This window comes from Chryseobacterium soldanellicola, assembly GCF_900100115.1.
GTDB classification, from domain to species: domain Bacteria; phylum Bacteroidota; class Bacteroidia; order Flavobacteriales; family Weeksellaceae; genus Chryseobacterium; species Chryseobacterium soldanellicola.
This window is the reverse complement of the sequence record NZ_FNKL01000001.1, coordinates 58,280-82,464: the sequence shown is the minus strand read 5'-3', so window position 1 is coordinate 82,464 and position 24,185 is coordinate 58,280. Positions and strand designations below refer to the sequence as shown.

The following is a 24,185-nucleotide window of genomic DNA, read 5'->3' as shown; positions in this document are numbered from 1 at the left end:
ATCAATATGAAAAAATTTAAAATCCAAAAATCACCATTTGTAGTTCCGACAACCGATGGAAAATTAATCGAAGAGCATTGGGGAAATTCTACCCAAAATTCAAATATTTCAATCGCTCACATGGTTGCACCGCCAGATTGGAGCGAGCCTCATCAGACTCCACAGTTTGACGAATTTACCATTATTGTTTCCGGTAAAAAGCAATTTGAAATTGACGGCGAAGTTGTTATTTTAGAAAAAGGACAAAGTATTTTGGTTGAAAAAGGAGCTCGGGTACGCTACAGCAATCCGTTTTCAGAACCTTGTGAATATATTGCAATCTGTCTCCCTGCATTTTCAATGGAGTTGGTGAATAGGGAAGAGGAGAATTAATCGGCAACTTAAATTTGCCCAAAATGTGAAAAAAATTCTTTCATTTGATATATTGATGATGAATTTTCCAGTGTTTCAAATTGGGGCTGCAGTGAATCAGTTAAAATAAAAAACTTCAATAATTTGAGGTTTTTTTGATTATTTTGTAAAAAATATTTGTATTTTCGCGCCTTTAAATTATAAATACAAAAAGATGAAAAAAACATTGTTAATCGTGTCAGTATCAGTTACTGTACTTTCCACAACTTCATGCGCAACGATTTTTACAGGAACTAAAGATAAAATATCTTTTAGCTCAACTCCTGAAGGTGCCAAAGTATTCCACAAAGGAATCGAAAAATGTACTACGCCTTGTACTACCGAAATTTCGAGAGGATTAGGTAAGCAAATGGCTACCTTTGAAAAAGAAGGTTTTAACAACAAAGAGGTTAAACTAACAAAAACTTTTAACCCGGTAACATTATTGAATATACTTCTTGGTGGAGTTATCGGCCTTGGGGTTGATACTGCAACAGGCTCTTTAATCAAATATTCTCCAAAAGCATATACAGTTGAGTTAGAAGCTAAATAATAAAAAAAGATGCTTCGTAACATTCGTTCACGAAGCATCTTTTCAAGTTTACAATTACTTCAAAATCTCCTTTAAAAACATCAGCGTGTGATTCCAGGCTCTTTTTGCCATTACTGCATTGTAGTCCGGTGATTTCGGATCGGTAAAAGTATGTTTTGAGTGGGCATACGTAATAATCTGCCAATCCGCATTTCCTTCATTCATTTCTTTGATCAGATTATTATAGTCTTCCGGGGTTACACCTTTGTCGTCTGCCGGATTTTCAATTAAAATTTTAGTCGAAATCGGTCCGTTTTTTCTGGTTTGATCTTTCCCGATACTTCCATGAATAGAAACAACGCCTGCAACAGGCAGACTTCCTCTTGCAGACTCCAAAGCTCCGGTTCCTCCAAAGCAATATCCGATCACGGCAATTTTATCTGAAGTGGCACCGCTTTTCTTCAGTTGTTCTAAAGCCAACGAAATTCTTTTCTGATAAGCCTCAAAATTCTTTTTGTAATAGCCTGAAGTTTTTGCAGCAGCATCACCATCCGCCGGAATGTTTCCTTCACCATAAATATCGGCAACAAAAGCTATATAGCCTTGTTTTTCAAGTTCTGCGGCGGCATTTTTTGCTTCATCATCGATTCCTTTCCAGGCTGGAAGAACCAAGACTCCCGGAAGCTTTTTTCCTGCATTGGAAGTCACCAAACCGTTCAGTTTTTGTGAACCGTCCTGATAAGAAACCGGTTTGAGATTTTGACTGAAAATTGTTCCTGAAGTCATAAGAAATGCTGTTAATAAGGTTGATCGTATCATATTTTGTAATTTATTTTTTAGGAGCTTAATCCCGCTTTCCGTTACAATCTTTTTTTTCAAAAAAGGATTTCCACTGCAAAACGAGGAACGAGTTTCGACGATTCTATAAATATAAAATATAGAGTCGATCGGGGTTAGGTAGTTGTTGTTTCTTCAACGTCCAAAACCTTGACAAGGCTCTCAATCAATTCAACACTCTGTTTGTCATCCTGAAAGGATCTCAACAGCATTATTTGAAAACTGAGTCTAGATCCTTTCAGGATGACAAACAGAGTGGTTGTTCATGGAAAACAAAAAATCCTCATCTAAATTAATAAAAATAACTTACAATGAGGATTAATAGAATATTATAAAGTTTCTGTTTTTTAGAATTTTATACCTAAATCAATTAATTCCTGTTCCAAATCTGTCTCAGGAGTTACATGCACAGTTTCGAAACCCAATGATTTTGCCATTTCAATATTTTTCGGATTATCATCAATAAAAACCGTTTCATTGGCGTGAATTTTATATCGGTCTAATAAAATATGCCAGATTTTCGGGTCGGGTTTGATTAATTTTTCTGTTCCTGAAACAACAATTTTTCCGTCAAATAATTTGAAGAAATCATAATTTTCCAAGGCGTAAGGAAAAGTTTCCTCTGACCAGTTGGTTAATCCAAATAGCTGATAATCAGTTTTTCCGAGCTTTTTTAAAACTTCTACATTATGCGGAATGTCGCTTCTCAACATGGTTGTCCAGTTGTCATAATAGGCTCTGATTTCTTTTTCCCAATCAGGGAATTTTTTAACCTGAATTTCAGTTCCTTCTGATAATAATCTTCCTCTGTCCTGTTCTTCATTCCATTCGGTTTGTGCGATTTCAGTGAGGAAATATTCCATTTTTTCATCATCATTGAAGTATTCTTTGAAATAATATCTTGGATTCCAATCCACTAAAACGCCTCCGAAATCGAATACGATGTTTTTAATTTTCATACTTTTAGGTTAAGGTTAAGGTTAAAGTTAAGGTTGACGCAAAGTTTTAATCTTAGTCTCAACCTCAATCTTATTTATTTATAAAATTGATACTGTTCATTTTCATAAAATGCATTGATATGCTGTAAACCATTTGTCAAAACAATTTCTTTTGCTCCGATAATGGAATTATATCTTGCCGTTTGTTCAAACGTTTTTTCGGTTAATTTAATATGCGGAGCCTTACATTCAACCAAAATTACGGGTTGTGCTTTTTCTGTGATCAAAAGGTCAATTCGCTTTGTTAAACCGTTCAGAACGATCTTCTTTTCGGTAATTAAAGCCGATGGAGAATAGGATTTTACGGTGAGATAATAGTGGATCCAGTGCTGTCGTACCCATTCTTCGGGAGTGAGCAAAAGGTAACTTTTACGAACCAAATCATAAATAAAAAACTTATCTTTGTCCTTCTTGAATTTAAAATCAAAAGTTTCCTGAAAATTGAGTTTTGGAAGTTCCATTAATATAAGATGAAAGAATTAGATTTAATCCTCAAAAATATTAAAAATAAAGAAGTTTTACCGATTTATTTTTTCCACGGAGATGAAGCTTACTTTATTGATCTTGCCGTAAAAGCCCTTGAGCACGACTTTTTAGATGAAGACGAAAAGGCTTTCAATCAAACGGTTGTCTACGGAAAAGATACAACTTATCAGGAAATTCTTTCTTTGGCGCGACAGTTTCCGATGATGGGCGACAAGCAGGTAATTATCGTAAAAGAAGCGCAGGATTTGAAATTAACCGAAAGTGAAAGCAACGCTTTAGAAATGTATGTTCAAAATCCTGTTCCGTCGACGGTTTTGGTTTTTGCCCACAAACACAAGAAGTTAGACAGCCGAAAAAAGGTTACGAAATCTTTAGATAAATCCAATGCATTATTTTTAAGTGAATCGATCAAAGAAAATACGCTTCCGAAATGGATCGCCGATGAATGCATTAAATTAAATATTAAAACAGCCCCGAATATTTCTCATTTATTGGCAGAATATCTTGGAAATGACCTTTCCAGAATCGCAAATGAACTGAATAAATTAAAAATCATCCTTAAACAGGGAGAAATTTTAGACGGAACCATCGTCGAAAACCACATCGGAATCAGCAAGGAATACAATGTTTTTGAATTGCAGAAGGCTTTAGGAACAAAAAATGCCAATGCGGCATTTAAAATTGCTCATTTTATGGGTAAAAATCCTAAAAACAATCCTTTTGTGATGATGCTGGCGAGTTTGTACAATTATTTTTCCAATGTGATCATCTATAATACGATGATCGGGCAGCCACCGCAGGTAATTGCGTCTCAAATGGGTGTAAATCCTTATTTTATAAAAGATTACGCGGAAAGCGCACGATTATATCCTTTAAAGCATGCCACACGGGTGATTTCAATTTTGAGGGAATTTGATATGAAAGGAAAAGGCTTGGGCGCCGTGAATATGAGTGAAGCTGAACTGATTAAGGAGCTGGTTTACAAGATTATTAATGTAGATAAGATTAAGATGAAAGTTTAAGAGGTGAATGGTAAAAGTAAAAATTGACTATTGACTTATTAACACTCTTAATCGAAAACCGACATCTTAGATATTGACAAGTATCATTAAAATAACTTTAATTACATATTAAAAATTACGAAATTAGCACTCGGAAATTTTTAAATCTTTTGAAAAGCAAATTATGGAGCAAAACATTTTAGATTGTGTGATCGTTGGATCTGGGCCTTCTGGTTTCACAGCGGCAATTTATGCAGCAAGAGCAGACTTAAAACCTGAATTATACACAGGTTTGGAGCCGGGCGGACAATTGACTACAACTACTGAGGTTGATAACTTCCCAGGGTATCCGGCAGGAATTACAGGTCCTGAAATGATGATGGATTTGCAAAAACAAGCTGAAAGATTCGACACCAAAGTGCATTACGAAATGATCACTAAGGTAGAATTGTCTAAAGAAGTAGGCGGCATCCACAAATTATATGCAGGAAATAAAGAAATTTTAGCCAAAACTGTCATTATTTCTACTGGAGCCACTGCAAAATATTTAGGTCTTGATGACGAAAAAAAATACAACGGCGGCGGAGTTTCTGCGTGCGCAACCTGCGACGGATTTTTCTACAGAGGAAAAGATGTTGTGGTTGTAGGAGCCGGTGATACAGCGGCAGAAGAAGCAACTTATCTTGCAAAACTGGTGAATAAAGTAACGATGTTGGTGAGAAAAGGGGAGTTCAGAGCTTCTAAAGCAATGATCCACAGGGTTGAAAATACACCGAATATTGAAGTTAAATTCCATCATGAATTGATAGGAATTGAAGGTGAAAATCATTTGGTGGAAAGAGCAGTTGTCATCAACAATCAGACTCAGGAAAAATCAACGGTAGACGTGCACGGGATCTTTATCGCAATCGGTCACAAGCCGAATACAGATATTTTTGTTGGACAAATCAATCTTGACGAAAACGGATATATTGAAACTGAAAAAGGTTCTACAAGAACGAATCTTCCGGGAGTTTTTGCGGCTGGAGATGTTCAGGATCATATTTACAGACAGGCAATTACGGCTGCAGGAAGCGGTTGTATGGCCGCAATGGATGCTGAAAAGTATCTTGCAGAATTGAACTAATAATTAAATAATTTTAATTTACATATTTAAACGCATTCTTTGAGGATGCGTTTTTTAATTGAAGCAATTGCTAAAGCAAAAATAGTATTTGTGGTAATAAAATGTAAGAATATTTCCCATTTTGAAGTTTACATTTTTAATTAAAATTAACATGTCTAGTGAAAAATATTAATAATAATTAGTTATATTTGCTTATTAAAAAAGCCACCAAATGATGAATTAAATAAAAATAATATTTTTAGGTTAATTTGTAGTATGGGAAATGTTTTTAAAATCAAGGAGTTAAGGTATATACCCAGATGGTTAGTTTTTTTTATAGATGTTTCAATTGTATCTTTTTCTGTAGTAATTTCACATTTTTCCTTAATAAATCTAAATGTAAAAATTAATTTTACCGAATACGGTCCAGAAAAAATAGCTGCAATTATTGGTGTTAATATTTTATTCATGTTCCTGTTTAAAACATATGCAGGAATTATAAGACATTCCACTTTTTCTGATTTTTTTAAAATTGTCTGGTCATCCGGAAGTACACTTTTTGTATTGCTGGTGCTCAATTTTGTATCAGAACAGAAATTAGGTAAAACGGTCTATGTGTATCTTGGTTTGTTCTTATTTTTTTTCATTTCCGTTTTTCTGATGTTCTTTTTCAGAATGCTCACCAAAAGGTTTTTCAGCATATTTATGAGCTCTAAGAATTCTTCATCCAAAATAAGAATTGCTGTAGTAGGAATCGATGATGAATCTGTTTCTTTAGCGAATGCGATTATTCACAATCCCACTCATCCTTATCATTTATCCGGATTTCTCAGCGCAAGGGCAGATTTCAAAAAAGCTATGCTTCTCGGGCACAAAATTTATCATAAAAGAGAATTTCTTACAGATAGTAATCTTGCCAAACAGTTTGATGCAATTTTAATTAAAGAAATGACATCAAATCCCGTAATGGAAGAATGGACGGCCTTTGCATTAGAAAAAGGGCTAAAAATATTAAAGGCGCCGGTTATCAATAAAATGAATGAAGGCGGTATTATTGGAGGGATTCGCCCGCTTCAGATTGAAGATTTATTAAACCGTACCCCTATTAAAATAGAAAGCGAAGATGTCAGAAGGCGTCATTTTAATAAAAGCGTTCTGGTAACCGGGGGCGCAGGTTCTATAGGAAGCGAAATTGTAAGGCAGGTTTCTCAGCTTGATCCGTCTGTTATAGTAGTTGTCGATCAGGCGGAATCTCCTTTGTATGAGCTTGAGCTTGAGCTGCTTGAAAGGTTTCCGAATCAGAGTTTTAAATTTGTGCTGGCAGATATTTCCAATCGCTACAGGCTTGAAAAATTATTTGAAGATTACCGGTTTTCAATAGTTTATCATGCAGCGGCATACAAGCATGTGCCTTTAATAGAAGACAATCCGCATGAAGCCATTTTTGTCAATATTGCCGGAACCCGGAATTTAGCATTATTATCCAAGAAATATAATGTCAACCGATTTGTCATGGTATCCACAGACAAAGCTGTGAACCCGACCAATGTTATGGGAGCGTCAAAAAGGGCGGCCGAGCTTTTTGTGCAGTCTTTGCAAAATTCTTACGATAATAATACGAAATTCATAACAACACGTTTTGGTAATGTGTTGGGTTCCAACGGTTCTGTGATTCCGCATTTCAGGAAACAGATTGCAAAAGGCGGCCCGGTAACCATTACTCATCCCGATATTATCCGTTATTTTATGACAATTCCGGAGGCTTGTGAGTTGGTGCTTCAGGCCGGAACCATGGGGCAGGGAGGTGAAATTTACGTTTTCGATATGGGCAGACCGATCAAAATTCTTGATCTGGCCAAAAGAATGATCAAATTATCAGGATTTACCCCGGATGTTGATATTAAAATAGATTTTATAGGCTTAAGACCTGGCGAAAAACTGTATGAAGAACTTTTAACGGATAATTCTACTACAATTCCTACACATCATGAGAAAATTATGATATCAAGAGATCCTTTAATGGAATTTGAAGATATAGAAATCTTATGTAAACAGATTATCCGGTCTGCAATTAAAAAAGACAGGCTACAAGTTGTTAAGATTTTAAAAACAATTGTGCCGGAATTTATAAGTAATAACTCAGAATTTGAAGTTCTAGATAAAACACCGGAACATGAAGTATATCAATAACATAGTTGAAATTATGCTGTTAATTGATTAAAAATAAATAAATATTTTTAGTGTTTTACATAAAATAGGAACGAAAATTGCTACAAAAAGAATTGATCTTAAAATAATATATTGTATTAATACACGTTTCACACTTAAGTGAATTTCTAATATTAAAGAAAATTATACTCAATTGATTTATTTTTTCATAAAATAATTATAAAAAATTGAGTAATACTCCAGAAGGTTATATACATATGAACAAAACTATTATTACATACCTAATCCTTTTATCGGTTACTTTATTATCATGTAAGCCCAAACAGAATATGGTATATGTATCAAAGCATGATATGACAGAAGAAGTTACCAAAGCGAAATTCCAGGGCCTGCATATTCAGGAAGGGGATGTTCTTCTTATTCTAGTTTCCGCATTGGACGAAATTGCGGTAAAGCCTTTCAATCTTAATACGGTAAATAAAGTAGGAAGCGATTCCGGGACCGGTATAAATCAATATGTACAGCCAAGTGAGTATTTGGTCAATGAGGAAGGCTATATATATTTTCCGGTTATTGGAAATGTTTATGCCAAAGGAATGACTCAGGTACAGCTAAAACAAGACCTGGAAACCCGTCTGAAAAGATACCTTGCAGATCCTATGGTGACCATTACGCTGAAAAATTTCAATGTAAGCATCTTAGGTGAGGTAAAAGATCCGGGACAGAAGGAAAGTGTTTCCCAAAAAATCAATGTTTTTCAGGCATTGGGTCTTGCGGGGGATATGACGGATTTTGGTGACCGTACCAATGTAAAGCTCATCCGTACAGGAGATGACGGCGTTGATCAGATCGTGAATATTGACCTTACAAGGTCCGATATTGTAAGCTCGCCTTATTATTACATGAAGCAGAACGATATATTGTATGTGCAGCCGGATAAAAATAAACAGGTTCAGGCCAATACAAACCCTAACAGAGCGCTTACATTCCAGATTATTGGCGCATTATTAACGGCGGGGACGCTTATTGTTGCTTTAACAAGATAATAAGAAATATGCAGCAGACAGAATTTCAGGCAAAGGAAGAAAAATTAAACATTAGGAAAACTGTTTCTCAATACCTCTACAAATGGCCGTGGTTTATTGCCTCTGTTTTGTTATTTGTGACGGGTGCTTACATTTATTTAAGGTACAGCGTTCCACAGTATCAGTCGAAAACAACGCTTAAATTTGATAAAAAGCAAAATGATCTTTCCTCAGCTCTTGCAGATCTTGATAACCTCGGAATAGGATTGGGGAATGCTGATGAGCTGAAAAGTGAGGCCGCCGTTGTCAATTCGAGGCCCATATTGATGCAGGTTGTAAAAAATCTTAACTTGAATGTAGAATATTACAATTCGGGAGAAATTAAAGATTCGCAGCTATTTGCCAACGCCCCTATAACGGCAAAGATCATTACTTACAATAAAAATAAAAAGTTTGTATCCTCTCCCTACACTGTAACAAGTGTAAAAGGTGATGAGTTTACTCTTAAAAGTGAGAAAAAAGGAAGCTTTACGGGAAAATTCAATATTCCTTTACAATTGGATTTTGGAACCGTAATCGTACAAAGAAATCCTTCTCTTGCTTTTAAGCCTGAATATAAAATCATTTTCTGGAATCCGATTGAAAAAGTAAAAAAGCTTGAAAAAGCAATTCAGGTAAATTTACCGGATGAAAAGGCGATGTTAATGGATATCAGCCTTGTAGGATCTCTTCCTGAAAAATCTGAAGCCATTTTAAATGAAGTTACAAAACAGTATAATATTGACGGCCAGAGAGATAAAAACCTTCAGGCGGAGAATACCCAAAAGTTTATCGATAAAAGACTGGAAGTGATTACCAGCGACCTTTCCGGGGTAGAAAATAAAAAAGAGGATTTCCAGAACCGAAACCGTATTGTTGATCTTCAGGCGCAGGCAGAATTAGCCCTTCAAAATACAAGTGAAAATACAAAAGCTCTTCTTCTGCAGCAAACGCAGCTTGACCTCCTGAATTCTCTTACGGCAGAAGCTTCAAAAAGCAACAACCAGCTTATGCCTTCAAATTTAGGACTGAATCCTTCGCTGGAACAATCAATTGCCCAATATAACCAGCTTTTGATTACAAGAAATAAAACAATGAAGCAGGCAACCAATGAAAACCCTGCGGTCATTGAAATGAACAGAGAAATTGCTTCATTAAAAGATATCATCCGTGACAATATCAGTGAGCAGAAAGAAAGCGTTCAGGCGGGTATTTCACAGCTTCAAAATCAAATCACAACCAGCAATAGTGTTATAGAAAAAGTTCCGGGACAGTCTAAGATCTACAGAGGAATCGAGCGTCAGCAAAACCTTAAAGAGCAGTTATTTCTATTTTTACTGCAAAAAAGGGAAGAAAATGCAATCAATCTTTCTGTCGATGTACCGAAAGCCAAAATTGTAAATCCTGCCTTTACAGAAGACACTCCGGTATCGCCTAAAAGAGGTATTATCCTTCCGGGAGCCTTTTTCCTGGGTTTATTAATTCCTTTTGCTATTTTCTATATCTTATTTGGGTTAGATGACAAAATTTATTCTCGAGATGATATCAAAGAGCGTTCCGCATTGGGTATCTTAGTAGATATACCATCCCTTAAAGACAGCGAAAGCCATCTGGTACAGAAAAACGACTTTTCGGAATTGGCGGAAGCATTCAGGGTACTTGTTTCCAACCTTAAATTTGTTTTGCCGGTAAAAGATTCTGCCAAAGTAATTATAGTGACCTCTTCGGTAAAAGGAGAAGGAAAAACCCTTGTCTCTGTGAACCTTGCCCTTACTTTAGCCAACAAAAACGGAAGAGCTCTTCTGATCGGTTCTGATATTCGTAATCCTCAAATCCAGAGGTACGACAGCGAACCGACAAAAAGAAAAGGTCTTACAGAATATTTATATGATGATTCGGTAGTGGTAGAGGAGCTTATCCATACATCAACGACCAATCCTTCATGCGACGTGATTTATGCAGGAACAATTCCTCCAAATCCTCAGGAACTTCTTTCTAACGGAAGGTATCAGAAGCTTATCGAGCAGATGTCTTCTCAGTATTCTTATATTATTATTGACTCTGCACCGCTTATGCTGGTTTCGGATACGCTGAGTATCGCTGATACTGCCGACGCAACATTATATGTGGTAAGATCCGGGGAATCCAGAAACATATTGATCGATTTTGCAAACGATCTTGTGAAAGATTCTAAGTTAACCAACGTCTCTTTTGTGATTAATGATGTTTCAAAACGCGCAGGAGGCTACGGCTACAACTACAGCTATGGTTATGGCTACAGTCAGACAAAGGATAAGAAAAATTGGTGGAAGAAAATGTTTAAATCATAGAAATGCATAAAATTTTAATTACAGGCGGAGCAGGATTTATAGGTTCCAACTTAACGGAATATTTTCTGAATAAAGGCCATTACGTCATTTGTTTGGATAATTTTGAAACAGGTCACCGTCATAATGTCGAGCCTTTTCTTCAAAACCCGAATTATAAGTTAATTGAAGGAGATATACGAGATTTGGAAGCCTGTCAAAAAGCAGTGGAAAATGTAGATTATGTATTGCATCAGGCAGCTTTGGGATCTGTTCCGAGGTCTATTAAAAATCCTATAACAAGCAATGATGTTAATGTTTCAGGGTTTTTAAATATGCTTATCGCAGCGCGTGATGCCAATGTAAAACGTTTTGTATATGCTGCTTCTTCATCAACCTATGGGGATTCTGCCTCATTACCTAAAGTGGAGGACGTTATCGGAAAACCATTGTCACCATATGCAATCACCAAATTTGTCAATGAATTATACGCTGATGTATTCTCAAAAACATACGGAATGCAGTGTATCGGTTTAAGATATTTCAACGTGTTTGGGCGCAGACAGGACCCTAACGGAGCTTATGCAGCCGTGATCCCATTATTTATAAAACAATTTATGAATCATGAATCTCCTAAAATTAATGGAACAGGAGATTATTCGCGTGATTTCACTTACATTGACAATGTTATTCAGATGAATGAGCTGGCGATGTTAACGGAAAATCCCGAAGCGATCAATACAGTATACAATACAGCAGTCGGCGATCGTACAACATTGAATGATCTGATCGGATACCTTAAAAAATATTTAAGCGAATTTGATGAAAAAATTGCCGGCATAGAGCCTACTTATGGACCGAACCGTGTCGGTGATATACCGCACTCGCTGGCTTCAGTTGAAAAAGCAGAAAAGTTATTAGGATATCAACCTACCCATACTATAGAAAAAGGCTTACAGGAAGCCATCAGCTGGTATTGGGAAAATTTAAAATAAAACATTTTTAAATCGAATCTTTGTGGAAAAACAATTTAAGATTGCCGTTATCGGATTAGGATACGTAGGTCTGCCTTTGGGGAGATTATTTGCAACCCGGTATCCGGTTGTAGGTTTCGATATCAATCAAAACAGGATTGAGGAACTCAATACAGGGAATGACAGTACTCTGGAAGTCGAAAAAGACGTGCTGGAAACTGTGTTAACACAGGAAAACCCTTTTAATCAAGCCGGTAAAAATGGGTTGTACTGCTCTCATGATATCAATGATATTAAGGATGCAAACATTTACATTATTACGGTTCCGACTCCGGTTGATAAGCACAACCGCCCTGATCTGACGCCTTTGTATAAAGCTTCGGAAACGGTGGGCAAGGTCTTATCTGAAGGAGATATTGTAATTTACGAATCTACCGTATATCCCGGTGCTACTGAGGAAGAATGCATTCCCGTTTTGGAAAAGGTTTCGGGGATGAAATTTAACGAAGATTTCTTTGCAGGATATTCTCCAGAGCGTATTAATCCCGGAGATAAAGAGCATACCGTTGAGAAAATTTTAAAAGTTACGTCCGGCTCAACGCCCGAAATCGGAGAAATTGTAGATTCTTTATATAAATCTGTAATTGTTGCCGGAACTCACCTGGCGCCGACAATCAAGATCGCAGAAGCTGCCAAAGTCATTGAGAACTCACAGAGAGATATCAATATTGCCTTTGTTAATGAATTGGCGAAAATTTTCAATCTTCTGGAAATTGACACCCACGCCGTATTAAAAGCAGCAGGCACAAAATGGAACTTTTTACCGTTCAAACCGGGATTGGTAGGCGGTCACTGTATCGGGGTCGATCCTTATTATCTGGCACAAAAAGCTCAGGAAAACGGTTATCATCCGGAAATTATATTGGCAGGACGCCGTCTGAACGATTCGATGGGGCAGTACGTGGCTTCTCAATTAGTGAAAACGATGATCAAAAAGAAGCTTACCATTAATGATGCTAAAGTTTTAAATCTCGGAATAACATTCAAAGAAAATTGCCCGGATGTACGCAATACAAAAGCAGTAGATGTAATTCACGGGCTTGAGGACTATGCTTTACAGGTAACGACTTTTGACCCTTGGGCTGATCCTGCAGAGGTACAGCATGAATACGGTCTTACGGTCGTGAATGAGATTCCGGATGAGAAGTTTGATGCAATTATTCTGACTGTTGCGCACAACGAATTCATGAATATAGATCTTAATCATAACCTCAAGGAAGGCGGGGTAATTTATGATGTAAAAGGAGTTTTGGAAGAATGTGATTCCAGATTATAATAAAAAAGATAAAGCTGAGAAAGAAGTAAAATTTACTTTTTTCTTGGTTTTTACAGCATTCATTCACATGTAAAATTAATACAATAATAAATATTTTAGCTAGGAGGAAAGTATCTATTGAGTATGGAAGTAAATAAATTGTCACCAAAATTAGCTTTATTCATGATAAGCTTTTTGTTCTTTTTCATAGGTTTTGTGATCTATGGAAAGGTGGCGAATACTTCATATTCAGATGTTTATTTTTTGCCGGTAGGATTGGGCTTTTTTGCCTTATTTATTTCAGATATTTTCGTAAAGCTTAAATCGTATTTTATCTTCTGGATCATTACAGTGCAGCAGATGATACGGTATATTGTTATTCCGTGCCTTTTTTTAGCAGGTGATGAGCTCAGGTTCGGGAGCATGACACTTAATGAACCTTATGCGGTTTCGATGATGCTTATCGAGCTGGTATTTATATTAATTGCATATCATATATGCATGTATTCAAAAGAGATAAATGCCAAAGCAAGGAAGTTAAATTTTTTAAGGTTAAATACCATTAATACAGGATTATTTTTCCTTTTTATATTGATTATTGTGTCAAACACAAGCTTTTTGCAGAAACTGAGCTTTGTTTGGGATATTTCAAAGTATTTAAAGCTTAAAGTCTCTGGTGATCTGGAAACCATTTCGCCCATCGTGAGCATTATGTTTCCTGTGATGAGGGCATATATTGTTGTTTTTATCTTTTCGGTCATCAATTCATTTAAGCTAAAGCAAAGCACAAAGCTTATGCTGTCTGTGCTTGTCGTGTTAATCAATGCTACGATTATTATCGGGATCAGCCGGTTCAGTATTGTATATGCTACTTTTCCTTTGGTGCTTTTATTAATTTACTTTTATCCTTCTTATAAGAGAAAAGTGATTACGTATACCTCTGTTTTCTTTGGATTGATTTTATTGCTGGCTTCAGTGGCCAAGTTTTCCGGAAATACAAAAAAAGCCGATGTAGGAGGTTTCTTCAGCCTGCATGATTTAAATGCTTATTTCGGCGGAGTGGGCAATTATGCGATCGGTTATGATTCTTATAAAAGGAATCAGGTAAGTGTTTTTGATCAGTATTATTATTTTATTTCTGACATCACGCAAAATATTCCTGTTTTATCTAAATTTTCAAATGATAATTATAAGACCAACATTAAATTCAATAATCAGATTTACGGAGCCGGACGTTCGAGAGATCAGATTGTGCCGGTTTCTGTAGCGGGGCTTTATCATTTTTCGATATATTTCTTTTACATCTATATATTTATCCTGAGTATTTTAGCTTTTAAATTTGAAGAAAAAGCATATTCTACACAGTCACCGGTGCTGTTTTTTTTATACGTTATTCTGGCATTTGGCTGCGCAACTTCAATGATGATTAATATTGGTTCCCTTTCTGCGACACTGTTTATCAACCTGGTTGTATTTATACCATTCTTTATGATGATTAATAAATTAAATTCAGCAAAATGAAAAATGTAATATTGTTATTGTTTGTATTGATATATTTTTTGGGAAGTAGTCAATATTATGTTAAAGACCGTTTTTCGGGCTATTCAACTGTAAAAAGCGGATATTTTCAAACAGCAAAAGATCTTACGACATATCTGCCGAAAGGATATTCGAACAAAGGAGATAAAGATTATACTGAATTTATTCAGAAAGGAATCAATGAAAATTCAACGATTATCATGCCGGATTTCCCGGTTTTGGTTAATGAAAACGGATTAACATTAAAATCAAATCAGAAAATTCTTTTTCAGAAAAATTCAAAATTGATTATGAAACCGAATGCTAAGGACCGTAACGGTATTCTTAATCTGTTTGGTATTCAGAATGTCGATATTTATTATCCAAGTCTGATCGGAGACAAGCACAAGCACCTGTCAACGAAAGGAGAATGGGGAATGGGAATTTACATATTGTCCTCCACAAACATCAATATCACAGGGTCTTCCATCGAAAGTACGTGGGGAGACGGGATTTGCATCGGTGGCAGAAACAATATCAATTCTTCAGATATAACGCTTAAAAATATAATTTTAAAAGACAACCGCAGAAACGGATTGACCATCGGAGGTGTCACCAATCTGGTTGTAGAAAACGCTTACATTGCCAATACATCAGGAACCAATCCTCAGGCGGGAATTGATATCGAGCCGGACAGCAATGCGTACGATGTAAAAAACGTTAAGCTCAATAACATAGAAACCCAAAATAACGGAAACTACGGAATCATCATTTCACCCGGAAATATGGTGGGTAAACAACAAAAAGCGATTTCAATTGCAATTAACAATTTTAAGGACAGCGGTTCTAAAATAGGCTTCGGAATGGCTGTTACCAGAGACAAGCTTAGTCAGGGTTTTCCTCAGCTAAACGGAAATATAAGTGTAAGTAATTTTTCTTCACAAAATAACGCAACGGCAAAATTCAGATCATTTAAAGGGGCTCCGCATCAGGTAAATGTGAATATTGACCTACAGAAAATAAGTGGTACGTCTTCAAAAAATGCAAATGGATATGATCAAAAGTTTAAAAATAATGATGAAACAATCACTTTGAAATAATGATCAACAGAATAAAGAAGATTTTTAATACCAAAGATAAAAAAGCGTTGCTGGAAAACTTCGTTTCATTATCTGCATTGCAGCTGATAGGAATGTTGCTGCCATTGATCTCTCTGCCTTATATTTTAAGGGTAATCGGGTTTGAAAAATATGGAGTTATCGTTTTTTCGGCATCGTTGATCGCCTATTTTACAGCACTCACTGATTTTAGCTTTAGAATCACAGCGACCCGTGATGTGGCACTCAACAGAGACAGCCCGAAAAAGCTGAATATTATCTACAGTAAAGTTTTAACCATTAAAACCCTGTTTTTATTACTTTCCTGGCTGTTAATTGCAATAGCGGTGTTTTTCTATCCGCCTTTTTGGGAAAATAAAGAAATTTATTTCTATACAAGCTTGCTTTTATTGGGCTACGTCTTATTTCCTGAATGGTTTTTTCAGGGCATTGAAAAAATGCGTTATATCACGTATTTAAATTTAGGAATTAAACTTTTTTTCACCTTATGTGTTTTTATTTTCATTAAAAAAGAAAGTGATTTCTGGATTTACCCACTTTTGCAGAGCGCCGGATATATTGGGGCCGGTTTAGTGGGACAGTATGTATTGGTGAAAAAATATAAGCTGAAATTTATTTTACTGCCCTATAAAACAATTGTTAAATCTATTAAAGTTAATTCTCCGATTTTCATCAATCAGTTTGTGCCGACTTTATATAACAATACAAGTACTTTCGTGCTGGGAATTTTAGGAACAGCCAAATTGGTAGGTATTTATCAGGCTATTTTAACGGTTGTAAATCTGATCGTAACCTTAATTGAAATTCTTTCCCGTGTATTTTTTCCTTTCTTGAATCGCAGAAAAGATGCATTCCAGTGGTATAAAAAAATGATGCTGATTACGATAAGTGTTATGATTTTAGGGGTGCTGGTTTTCAATAAATTAATCTTCTGGTATTTGAATGTAAGCTATGATAATGCCTTTTGGATATTATTGATATTATCGGCAGGATTATTCGGTTACACACTTTATAATATTTTCGGGCTCAATTATTTTATTGTGAACCGACAAGATAAATTGGTAATGAAAAATACATTAATATTTTCATTATTGGGCTTCTTTATTACGATTCCAATGATAAAATATTTTACCATTTTCGGGTCTGCCATAAGCCTGAGCCTGGTAAGATGTCTGATCGGTTTTAACCTCTTTTTTAAATGGCTGAAAAATGATAATAAACAAAATTTATAATAAGGCTGTTAACCTATTCTTAAGTATCTATTATGAAAAATTAAAAGGAATTAATTTTTCAGGAACAGTCTATTTTAAAGGGATACCTGTGATTTTTAAGCATAAGGATGCCAAAATAACAATAGGAAAAAAAACGTTGATCAATTCCTCAAAAAGGAAATATCACATCAATATGCACTCGCCTTGTAAGTTGTTGGCAGACAGACCCCAAGCTGAGATAATTATTGGAGAAAACTGCAGGATCCACGGTACCTGTATTCATGCCGTAAAAAGAATTGAAATTGGGAACAATTGTCTGATTGCAGCCAATACAAATATCATAGATTCCAATGGGCATATTTTGGCTATGAATAATCCGATTGACCGGTTGAGCATCGCTGATGAAGGAAGACCGATTATCATTGAAGACAACGTCTGGATCGGGTCAAATGTGATGATCCTGGCAGGAACGATTATCAGAGAAGGCGCTGTAATAATGGCAGGAAGCGTGGTTAAAGGCGAAGTTCCCGCGAAAAGCATCTACGGGACAGACGCATTTAAAGTGATTAAACAATATTAAGAAAATGAAGATAGGAATACATCATCGTAAAGGAAGTTTTTCTGACCGCTGGATTGAATATCTGGAACAGAAAAAAATGCCTTATGTGATATTAAATGCTTTTGATAATGATATTATTAAGCAGATAAAAGAAAATAAGGTAACGCATTTTATGTGGCATTTCAATCAGAATTATTTTGAAGATATGCTGCATGCAAAAACCTTGTTCAGATCTGTCAATCAGATCGGTATAAAAACCTTTCCTAATGAAGATGCATATTGGCATTTTGATGATAAGGTGGCGCAGAAATACCTTTTGGAAGCGCTCGATATCCCGTTGGTAAAAGCAGATGTTTTTTATCATCAGAAAGAAGCGGAAAAATATATAGAAAATACGTCGTTCCCGAAAGTTTTTAAATTAAAAGGAGGCGCAGGATCGATCAATGTAAAGCTTGTAAAGACAAAAGAACAGGCAAGAAAGCTTGTAAAAAAGGCTTTTGGAAGTGGGTTTGATGCTTTCGATTCATGGACGGTTTTTACAGACACCATCGAAAGATTCCGGAGACAGAAAACCGCACACAATTTTCTGAGAGTGATAAAATGGGGTTTTAAAGGCATTTTTGTGGATAAACAGTACAAAGTCTTCCCAAAACAGAGAAATTACGTCTATTTTCAGGAGTTTATTCCTGATCTTACGTATGATATAAGGCTTATCGTTATCGGAAATAAGTGCTTTTATCTGAAGAGAAATACAAGAGATAATGATTTCAGGGCTTCGGGCAGCGGAATGCTTGAGTTTGTGCCCGGAAAATTCAACCTTGAAGCAGTAAATATAGCCTTTAAAGCAGCTAGGAAGCTCAATATGTTTTGCGTGGCATATGATTTTATATTTAATGCCGAAGACCAGCCGCTGGTGGTGGAGATCAGCTACGGTTTTCAGCCTTATGTGTATGATCAGTGTGTAGGTTTTTACGATACAGATTTAAATTGGAACGAAGCCAGGGTTAATCTTGAATTTGAGATTATAGAAAGCTTCTTAAATGAATTTTCGTTAACATATTAATGTTTGTCTGATAAGTATCAGTGTGTTACGGATATCCAGCCTTAAAATTTATTCTATAAGATGTGATTTATTATTTTTTTTGTATATTTGATTTAAATATAGAAATATATGAATATAAAATATAATTATATTGCAATATGTTAATATAATTGTGTTTTTTTCGGAATAATTTTATTTCATTACTATAGATATCTGAACACACAGATCTGAAAAAAAATCATCTTCATTAATAAAAATATAACAGCATTTTCAGGATTCATATCCTTTAAATAATTGTAATTATTGATTCATGTCAGCTTAAAAAAACTATAACCGATTTTTATCTTATGACAATAATAAATAATGAAAGTGATATAAAAAATGAATATAATTTTCCTTGAAGCCGTTCAAATTCATGGAGGTGCACGTAAGAGTACCATAGAATTGGCTAAAAGATTAAATGATGAGGGACATAATTCGGTTATCGTAGATTTCTGGGGTAATTGCAGCGAATTTGTCGATGATGTAAAAGCTAATGGTATCTCAATCAGGATATTAAAAAAGAATGATACCCCGATTGCGATTTTCAGCTCCAAAAATCCGGTCAAGATATTTGTAAATATCACCTTGTTTTTATCAGACTGGTTTAGGCTGAAAAAGGAGTTTAAAAGTTTTCAGAAGACCTTTAAACCCGACGTAGTAATTGTTAATAATATTAAAACCAATTCTATCTTAAGAAAAGGGAAGGATTATAAGATAGCCTATTTTGCAAGAGGATGGTTCGCGTATAATTCTATCGGTTTTCTTAAAAAATTAATGTTTAAATATAATTCTGATTATTTTATCGGAGTATCTCAATCTACAAGACAGGCGATTTATACAGGAGGTTTAGCGCCTTTGGAAAAGATTTTTGTAGTACCGAATGCCATTGATTTAACAAAAGTTGAACAATACAGAAACGGAAAAAAAAAACGTGAGGAGAATGATCCTATGGTCATTTTACATTGCGGAGGCTTTTTACCGGCAAAAGGACAGGATGTGTCAATTTCCCTGGCAAAAAGATTAAAAGACAATAATATTAATTTCAAAATGATCTTAATGGGTGCCGTTTATGATACGCCTGTTTCAGAGAATTTTTTGAAAAAGATCCGAAGTGAAATTATTCAGGCTAAGCTTGAAGATAATGTAGAGATTCTTCTGAATCAAAAAGATCCTTACAGCATTTTTAAAAACAGCGATATTTTAATACATCCGTCTGATACTGAAGGCTTACCGCGTGTTATCATGGAAGCCCTGGCTTTTGAAATGCCCGTTATCGCCAATCCTGTGGGTGGCGTGACCGATTACATTTTACACAACTTCACGGGCTATATCACGACTCATAATAATGTAGATGATTATTACGAGTATGTCCATAAGCTTTATCATGACAGAAAGTTATACCAATTCATTGCAAACAACGGAAAGTCGTTGATTGTCAATAATTACGGTAAAAAAAATCAAGTTGAAGAGTTTGATAAAATATTTAAAAAACTGGGTCAGTAATGAAGGCAATTACCATTTTTACCCCAACCTTTAACAGAGAAAAAACTCTCAAAAGGCTTTACGACTCTTTGTGCAGCCAGAGCAATCCGGATTTTAAATGGATCATTGTGGATGATGGCTCAGGCGATAATACTTCTGCCCAGGTTGCAAAATGGATTGATGAAGGAAAGATAGAAATACAATATCATTATCAGAAAAATAAAGGGAAGCTGGCAGCTCAGATATTAGCGCTGGATTATATTGATACTGAATTGTTTACATGCATCGATTCTGATGATTATATGCCTGATGCAGGGGTTGAAAAAATAATAAAATTCTGGAAGGCCAATAAGAAAGCCAACTCTGCAGGAATTATCGGTTTGGATGCCTATGAAGACGGTTCCGTGGCGGGTGAACATTTACCGGATATCAAAGAATCTACTTATTCTGACCTGGTCGATCATTATAAAATTAAAGGGGACAAGAAGTATATTTTCGATACAGAAAAATATAAAAAATATCTGCCGTACCCGTATTTTGAAAATGAGATTTTTCATGAGGTCAGCTGGATATTTCCATTGATTGATCAGGAGTATAAATTTCTTTTGTCCAATGACATTTACTGTATCATAGAATACCAGCAGGACGGGTTGTCCAACGGATTGTATAAAAGATATAAAGAAAGCCCGAATTCATTCATAGAATACAGAAAAATGAAAATGAAGTATGGGATTAATAAAAAAGTAGTGCTAAAGAACTCAGTGCATTACATATCCTCATGCCTTTTTGCCAAAAAATGGAATTTTTTTAAAGGTTCCCCCAACAAAACATATACGCTCATCGCCATTCCTTTCGGAATACTGCTGAATGTATACATCAATTATAAGGTAAAGCAAAATACGCACAGGATAAAACAAGGAAAATTGATATAGAATGAATAATGCTATAATAGTACCCGGAGTAACAGATTTGAATAAAGGCGATCAGGCATTGGTCTGGGAAAGCTGGAGGCTGGCCAAAGATACCGGGCTGTATGATGAAGTGTATATTTTGGATGCCGGTGATAATGCGGAAGAAAGAGCATTGCTGTGCAAACAGTCTGAGGAGCACGGTTTTAAGTTATTAGATAATATTTTAAAACACCCCCGCAGAGGGCAGCATAAATCAGGAGAGCATATTAAAGAATCAAAATTAGAGCTTTTAAAGCAGATCAGAAATGCCGGGCTGGATTTTAAGAACACCAGGCATTTAATTAAAATCTGTAATGATCTCGAAAAAGTAAAGAAAGACTTTGATAATAAAACGTATCAAACGGTTAAGCAGTTTCATGAGGCGAAAACCATTTTTGTAAAAGGGGGCGGTTTCATTCATGCTTACGGTGAAAAAACGGCGCCGTATTTAATGTGGTATTTTTTATTCTATGTAAGGCTTGCGAAGGCATTAGGGAAGAAAGTTGTCTTTTTACCCAATTCGTATGGTCCGTTTATAGGATTGACGGTCAAGCAGCAAGTACGGACGGTTTTCAATCAACTGGATTTGGTGTACGCGCGTGAAAATGTTTCATCTAAAAGTTTAGGTGAATTGTTAGAGAAAAAAATCCCGGTAGAAATGGATCTTGGTTTTTTCCTTGAAAAAGGAAGCCAGGAAGAAGCTTTGAAGGTTTTAAAGAAATATAATTTAACACCAGAAGACAAAATTGTAGGGGTTACCATTCGGCCGTGGCGTTTTCCGGGGCTGTCAAATCCGGAAGGGTTATACAAAAAGTATATCGACTCGGTTGTGGAGCTCACAAAACATATGTTGAGTAAAGGGTACAAAGTGGCTTTATGCAATCAGTCATTAGGCCCGAATTCTCATGAAGACGACCGTAATGCCATCAAAGATTTGCTTGAAAAGGTTCAAGATCCGAATATCATCTGGATTAATGAAAATCTGCCTTGTGATACACTGAAAGCGCTGTATTCCAATTTTTATTTTTTCATAGGAACGCGTTTTCACTCAATTATTTTTTCATTGACTTCTTTAGTTCCTTCGATTGCGATCGGATACGGTGGTAATAAGGCTTTGGGTATTATGGGAGATTTTAATTTGGATGATTATGTGGTTCAGATTCAGGATGTACAGCCGGATTTGCTGATTACAATGTTTGATAAAGCCATCTCTGAATATGATACTATAAAATCACAGCTCGATCAGTCGATGAGTCTTGTGACAGACAGCAGAAACAGATTAATAAAAGATATTCAATCCTTGTATTAATTATGAAGATAATCAGGACATCAACAATACCATTGTCCTTAAATGTTTTGTTGAAAGGGCAGCTGAAATTCTTAAACGAGTTTTATGATATTGTAGGAATTTCTTCTGAAGGCGAGCTGCTCGAAGAAGTAAAACAAAGGGAAGGCATAAAAACGATTAAAGTAAATATGGAAAGAGGGATCAGTCCTTTAAAAGATATGGCATCTCTCTATAAATTATATAAAATTTTAAAAACAGAAAAACCGGTAATTGTGCATTCTATAACGCCTAAAGCAGGGCTTTTAACAATGCTGTCAGGGAAAATGGCGGGGGTGCCGATCCGCATCCACACCTTTACGGGGCTTATTTTTCCCACGAGAAAGGGTGCGGTACAGAAGCTTCTCATCGGTATGGATAAATTATTGTGCTCGGCTGCCACCCACATTTATCCGGAAGGCGAAGGCGTGAAAAATGATTTGATTAAATATAAAATCACTTCAAAATATTTAAAAGTTATCGGAAATGGTAATGTAAATGGGATCGATCTTGAATATTTCTCATCCAACCAGATTTCCGAAGCGCAGAAGGAGCTTTTAAAAAAAGAATTACATATAAAAAATGAAGACTTTGTTTTTGTTTTTGTAGGCCGTCTGGTCGGTGACAAAGGAATTAATGAATTGGTGAAAGCTTTTTCACTTTTAAATAAGGAAAATAATTCGCAAGATCGATTTAAATTATTGCTGGTCGGCCCTTTAGAGCAGGATTTAGATCCGTTGCCTGAGGATATTTTAAATGAAATTAAGAATAATCCCGATATCATAGATGTTGGTTTTCAGAAGGATGTACGCCCATATTTCGCGATTTCGGATGTGCTGGCTTTTCCAAGTTACCGTGAAGGCTTTCCGAATGTTGTGATGCAGGCAGGAGCGATGGGATTACCAAGCATAGTTTCTGATATCAACGGATGCAACGAGATTATTGTGGAAGGTGAAAATGGAGTGATCGTTCCGGTTAAAAACAGTGAAAAGCTTAGCCAGGCAATGAAAAGAATGAAATCGGACACGAATTATTACCAAAAATTAAAAATGAATGCCCGACCGATGATTGAATCCCGCTACGAGCAGTCAAAGGTTTGGAATGCGATATTAAGTGAATACAAAAAACTAATTAAAGAAAAGGATTATCGTGTATAAATTTTTTTTTAAACGAGTCATAGATTTTCTGATTGCATTAACAGCGCTGATTGTATTATCACCTGTTTTTATTGCGGTCACGGTTTTACTGTATTTCGCAAATGAGGGTAAACCATTCTTTGTACAGGCACGGCCTGGCTTGAATGAGAAGATATTCAATATCATCAAGTTTAAGACAATGAATGATAAAAAAGACAGGCAGGGAAATTATCTCCCTGATTCGGAACGCTTAACACCTGTCGGAAGTTTTATACGTCAGACTTCCCTGGATGAGCTTCCGCAATTGATTAATGTGCTGAAAGGTGACATGGCGATTATTGGTCCGAGACCTCTCTTGCCACAATACCTTTCTTTATATAATGAAAATCAGAAACGCAGACACAGTATACGCCCGGGAATTACAGGCTGGGCACAGGTGAACGGCAGAAATGCTATTTCATGGGTTAAAAAATTTGAATTGGATGTATGGTATGTTGATCATATGTCATTGGCAACAGACTGCAGGGTGATACTTCTTACTTTAAAAAAAGTGATTAAAAAAGAAGGCATAAACCAGGCAGATCAGGCAACAGTAGAGGCTTTTAATGGTAATAATTAATTTAAAA

The 24,185-nt window shown here is 35.8% G+C and carries 23 protein-coding genes; 19 read left to right on the top strand and 4 right to left on the bottom strand.

Annotation, left to right across the window (positions count from 1 at the left end; genetic code table 11):
* The first annotated feature begins 6 nt into the window (after positions 1-6).
* The gene (locus BLT04_RS00355; RefSeq protein WP_089752564.1) at positions 7-372 is read left to right on the top strand and encodes a cupin domain-containing protein; all 366 of its coding nucleotides are present in this window, start codon (positions 7-9) and stop codon (positions 370-372) included.
* 214 nt (positions 373-586) lie between these two features.
* Complete coding sequence (locus BLT04_RS00350; RefSeq protein WP_139166197.1) at positions 587-943, top strand: PEGA domain-containing protein; 357 nt, start codon at positions 587-589, stop codon at positions 941-943.
* 54 nt (positions 944-997) lie between these two features.
* On the opposite strand, the gene BLT04_RS00345 is transcribed toward BLT04_RS00350, so the two are convergent.
* From BLT04_RS00345 to BLT04_RS00335, 3 genes are all read right to left on the bottom strand, one after another.
* Positions 998-1,741, bottom strand: a complete 744-nt coding sequence (locus BLT04_RS00345; protein WP_089754144.1) for a dienelactone hydrolase family protein — start codon at positions 1,739-1,741, stop codon at positions 998-1,000.
* A 365-nt stretch (positions 1,742-2,106) separates the two neighbouring features.
* Positions 2,107-2,718, bottom strand: coding sequence for an HAD family hydrolase (locus BLT04_RS00340; RefSeq protein ID WP_089752560.1), 612 nt, complete (start codon positions 2,716-2,718; stop codon positions 2,107-2,109).
* A gap of 74 nt (positions 2,719-2,792) precedes the next feature.
* Positions 2,793-3,218 (bottom strand): type I restriction enzyme HsdR N-terminal domain-containing protein, encoded by a 426-nt coding sequence (locus BLT04_RS00335; protein WP_089752558.1) that lies wholly within the window; start codon positions 3,216-3,218, stop codon positions 2,793-2,795.
* 9 nt (positions 3,219-3,227) lie between these two features.
* Between BLT04_RS00335 and holA the strand changes: the two genes are divergently transcribed.
* On the top strand, positions 3,228-4,265 hold the full coding sequence (gene holA / locus BLT04_RS00330; RefSeq protein WP_089752556.1) for a DNA polymerase III subunit delta: 1,038 nt from the start codon (positions 3,228-3,230) through the stop codon (positions 4,263-4,265).
* A gap of 163 nt (positions 4,266-4,428) precedes the next feature.
* The gene (gene trxB, locus BLT04_RS00325) at positions 4,429-5,370 is read left to right on the top strand and encodes a thioredoxin-disulfide reductase (protein WP_089752554.1); all 942 of its coding nucleotides are present in this window, start codon (positions 4,429-4,431) and stop codon (positions 5,368-5,370) included.
* 182 nt (positions 5,371-5,552) lie between these two features.
* Here trxB and BLT04_RS19005 read toward each other — a convergent pair whose 3' ends face one another.
* Entirely contained in the window at positions 5,553-5,819 is a 267-nt protein-coding gene (locus tag BLT04_RS19005) for a hypothetical protein (RefSeq protein ID WP_228421882.1), read from the bottom strand.
* Here BLT04_RS19005 and BLT04_RS00320 point away from each other — a divergent pair.
* From BLT04_RS00320 to BLT04_RS00250, 15 genes are all read left to right on the top strand, one after another.
* Positions 5,818-7,539, top strand: a complete 1,722-nt coding sequence (locus tag BLT04_RS00320; RefSeq protein WP_228421881.1) for a polysaccharide biosynthesis protein — start codon at positions 5,818-5,820, stop codon at positions 7,537-7,539. The genes BLT04_RS19005 and BLT04_RS00320 overlap by 2 nt on opposite strands.
* 308 nt (positions 7,540-7,847) lie before the next feature.
* Positions 7,848-8,564, top strand: a complete 717-nt coding sequence (locus BLT04_RS00315) for a polysaccharide biosynthesis/export family protein (RefSeq protein ID WP_228421880.1) — start codon at positions 7,848-7,850, stop codon at positions 8,562-8,564.
* 8 nt (positions 8,565-8,572) lie between these two features.
* The gene (locus BLT04_RS00310) at positions 8,573-10,912 is read left to right on the top strand and encodes a GumC family protein (protein ID WP_089752548.1); all 2,340 of its coding nucleotides are present in this window, start codon (positions 8,573-8,575) and stop codon (positions 10,910-10,912) included.
* 2 nt (positions 10,913-10,914) lie between these two features.
* Positions 10,915-11,883 (top strand): SDR family oxidoreductase, encoded by a 969-nt coding sequence (locus tag BLT04_RS00305; RefSeq protein ID WP_139166196.1) that lies wholly within the window; start codon positions 10,915-10,917, stop codon positions 11,881-11,883.
* 22 nt (positions 11,884-11,905) lie between these two features.
* A complete protein-coding gene (locus BLT04_RS00300; RefSeq protein WP_089752545.1) occupies positions 11,906-13,198 on the top strand; it encodes a nucleotide sugar dehydrogenase in 1,293 nt (430 codons plus the stop codon).
* A gap of 123 nt (positions 13,199-13,321) precedes the next feature.
* The gene (locus BLT04_RS00295) at positions 13,322-14,698 is read left to right on the top strand and encodes an oligosaccharide repeat unit polymerase (RefSeq protein ID WP_089752543.1); all 1,377 of its coding nucleotides are present in this window, start codon (positions 13,322-13,324) and stop codon (positions 14,696-14,698) included.
* Positions 14,695-15,795 (top strand): glycoside hydrolase family protein, encoded by a 1,101-nt coding sequence (locus BLT04_RS00290; protein ID WP_089752541.1) that lies wholly within the window; start codon positions 14,695-14,697, stop codon positions 15,793-15,795. The genes BLT04_RS00295 and BLT04_RS00290 overlap by 4 nt, the downstream gene beginning before the upstream one ends.
* The gene (locus BLT04_RS00285) at positions 15,795-17,045 is read left to right on the top strand and encodes an oligosaccharide flippase family protein (protein WP_089752538.1); all 1,251 of its coding nucleotides are present in this window, start codon (positions 15,795-15,797) and stop codon (positions 17,043-17,045) included. Before BLT04_RS00290 ends, BLT04_RS00285 begins: the two co-directional genes overlap by 1 nt.
* Complete coding sequence (locus BLT04_RS00280) at positions 17,023-17,604, top strand: acyltransferase (RefSeq protein WP_089752536.1); 582 nt, start codon at positions 17,023-17,025, stop codon at positions 17,602-17,604. Before BLT04_RS00285 ends, BLT04_RS00280 begins: the two co-directional genes overlap by 23 nt.
* 4 nt (positions 17,605-17,608) lie before the next feature.
* Positions 17,609-18,646, top strand: a complete 1,038-nt coding sequence (locus BLT04_RS00275) for an ATP-grasp domain-containing protein (RefSeq protein WP_089752534.1) — start codon at positions 17,609-17,611, stop codon at positions 18,644-18,646.
* A 360-nt stretch (positions 18,647-19,006) separates the two neighbouring features.
* Complete coding sequence (locus BLT04_RS00270; RefSeq protein ID WP_089752532.1) at positions 19,007-20,170, top strand: glycosyltransferase family 4 protein; 1,164 nt, start codon at positions 19,007-19,009, stop codon at positions 20,168-20,170.
* Entirely contained in the window at positions 20,170-21,081 is a 912-nt protein-coding gene (locus tag BLT04_RS00265) for a glycosyltransferase family 2 protein (protein WP_089752530.1), read from the top strand. The genes BLT04_RS00270 and BLT04_RS00265 overlap by 1 nt, the downstream gene beginning before the upstream one ends.
* Position 21,082: 1 nt before the next feature.
* On the top strand, positions 21,083-22,408 hold the full coding sequence (locus tag BLT04_RS00260; protein WP_089752528.1) for a polysaccharide pyruvyl transferase family protein: 1,326 nt from the start codon (positions 21,083-21,085) through the stop codon (positions 22,406-22,408).
* A gap of 2 nt (positions 22,409-22,410) precedes the next feature.
* Complete coding sequence (locus BLT04_RS00255) at positions 22,411-23,580, top strand: glycosyltransferase family 4 protein (protein WP_089752526.1); 1,170 nt, start codon at positions 22,411-22,413, stop codon at positions 23,578-23,580.
* A complete protein-coding gene (locus BLT04_RS00250) occupies positions 23,573-24,178 on the top strand; it encodes a sugar transferase (RefSeq protein ID WP_089752524.1) in 606 nt (201 codons plus the stop codon). The genes BLT04_RS00255 and BLT04_RS00250 overlap by 8 nt, the downstream gene beginning before the upstream one ends.
* Positions 24,179-24,185 lie beyond the last annotated feature (7 nt).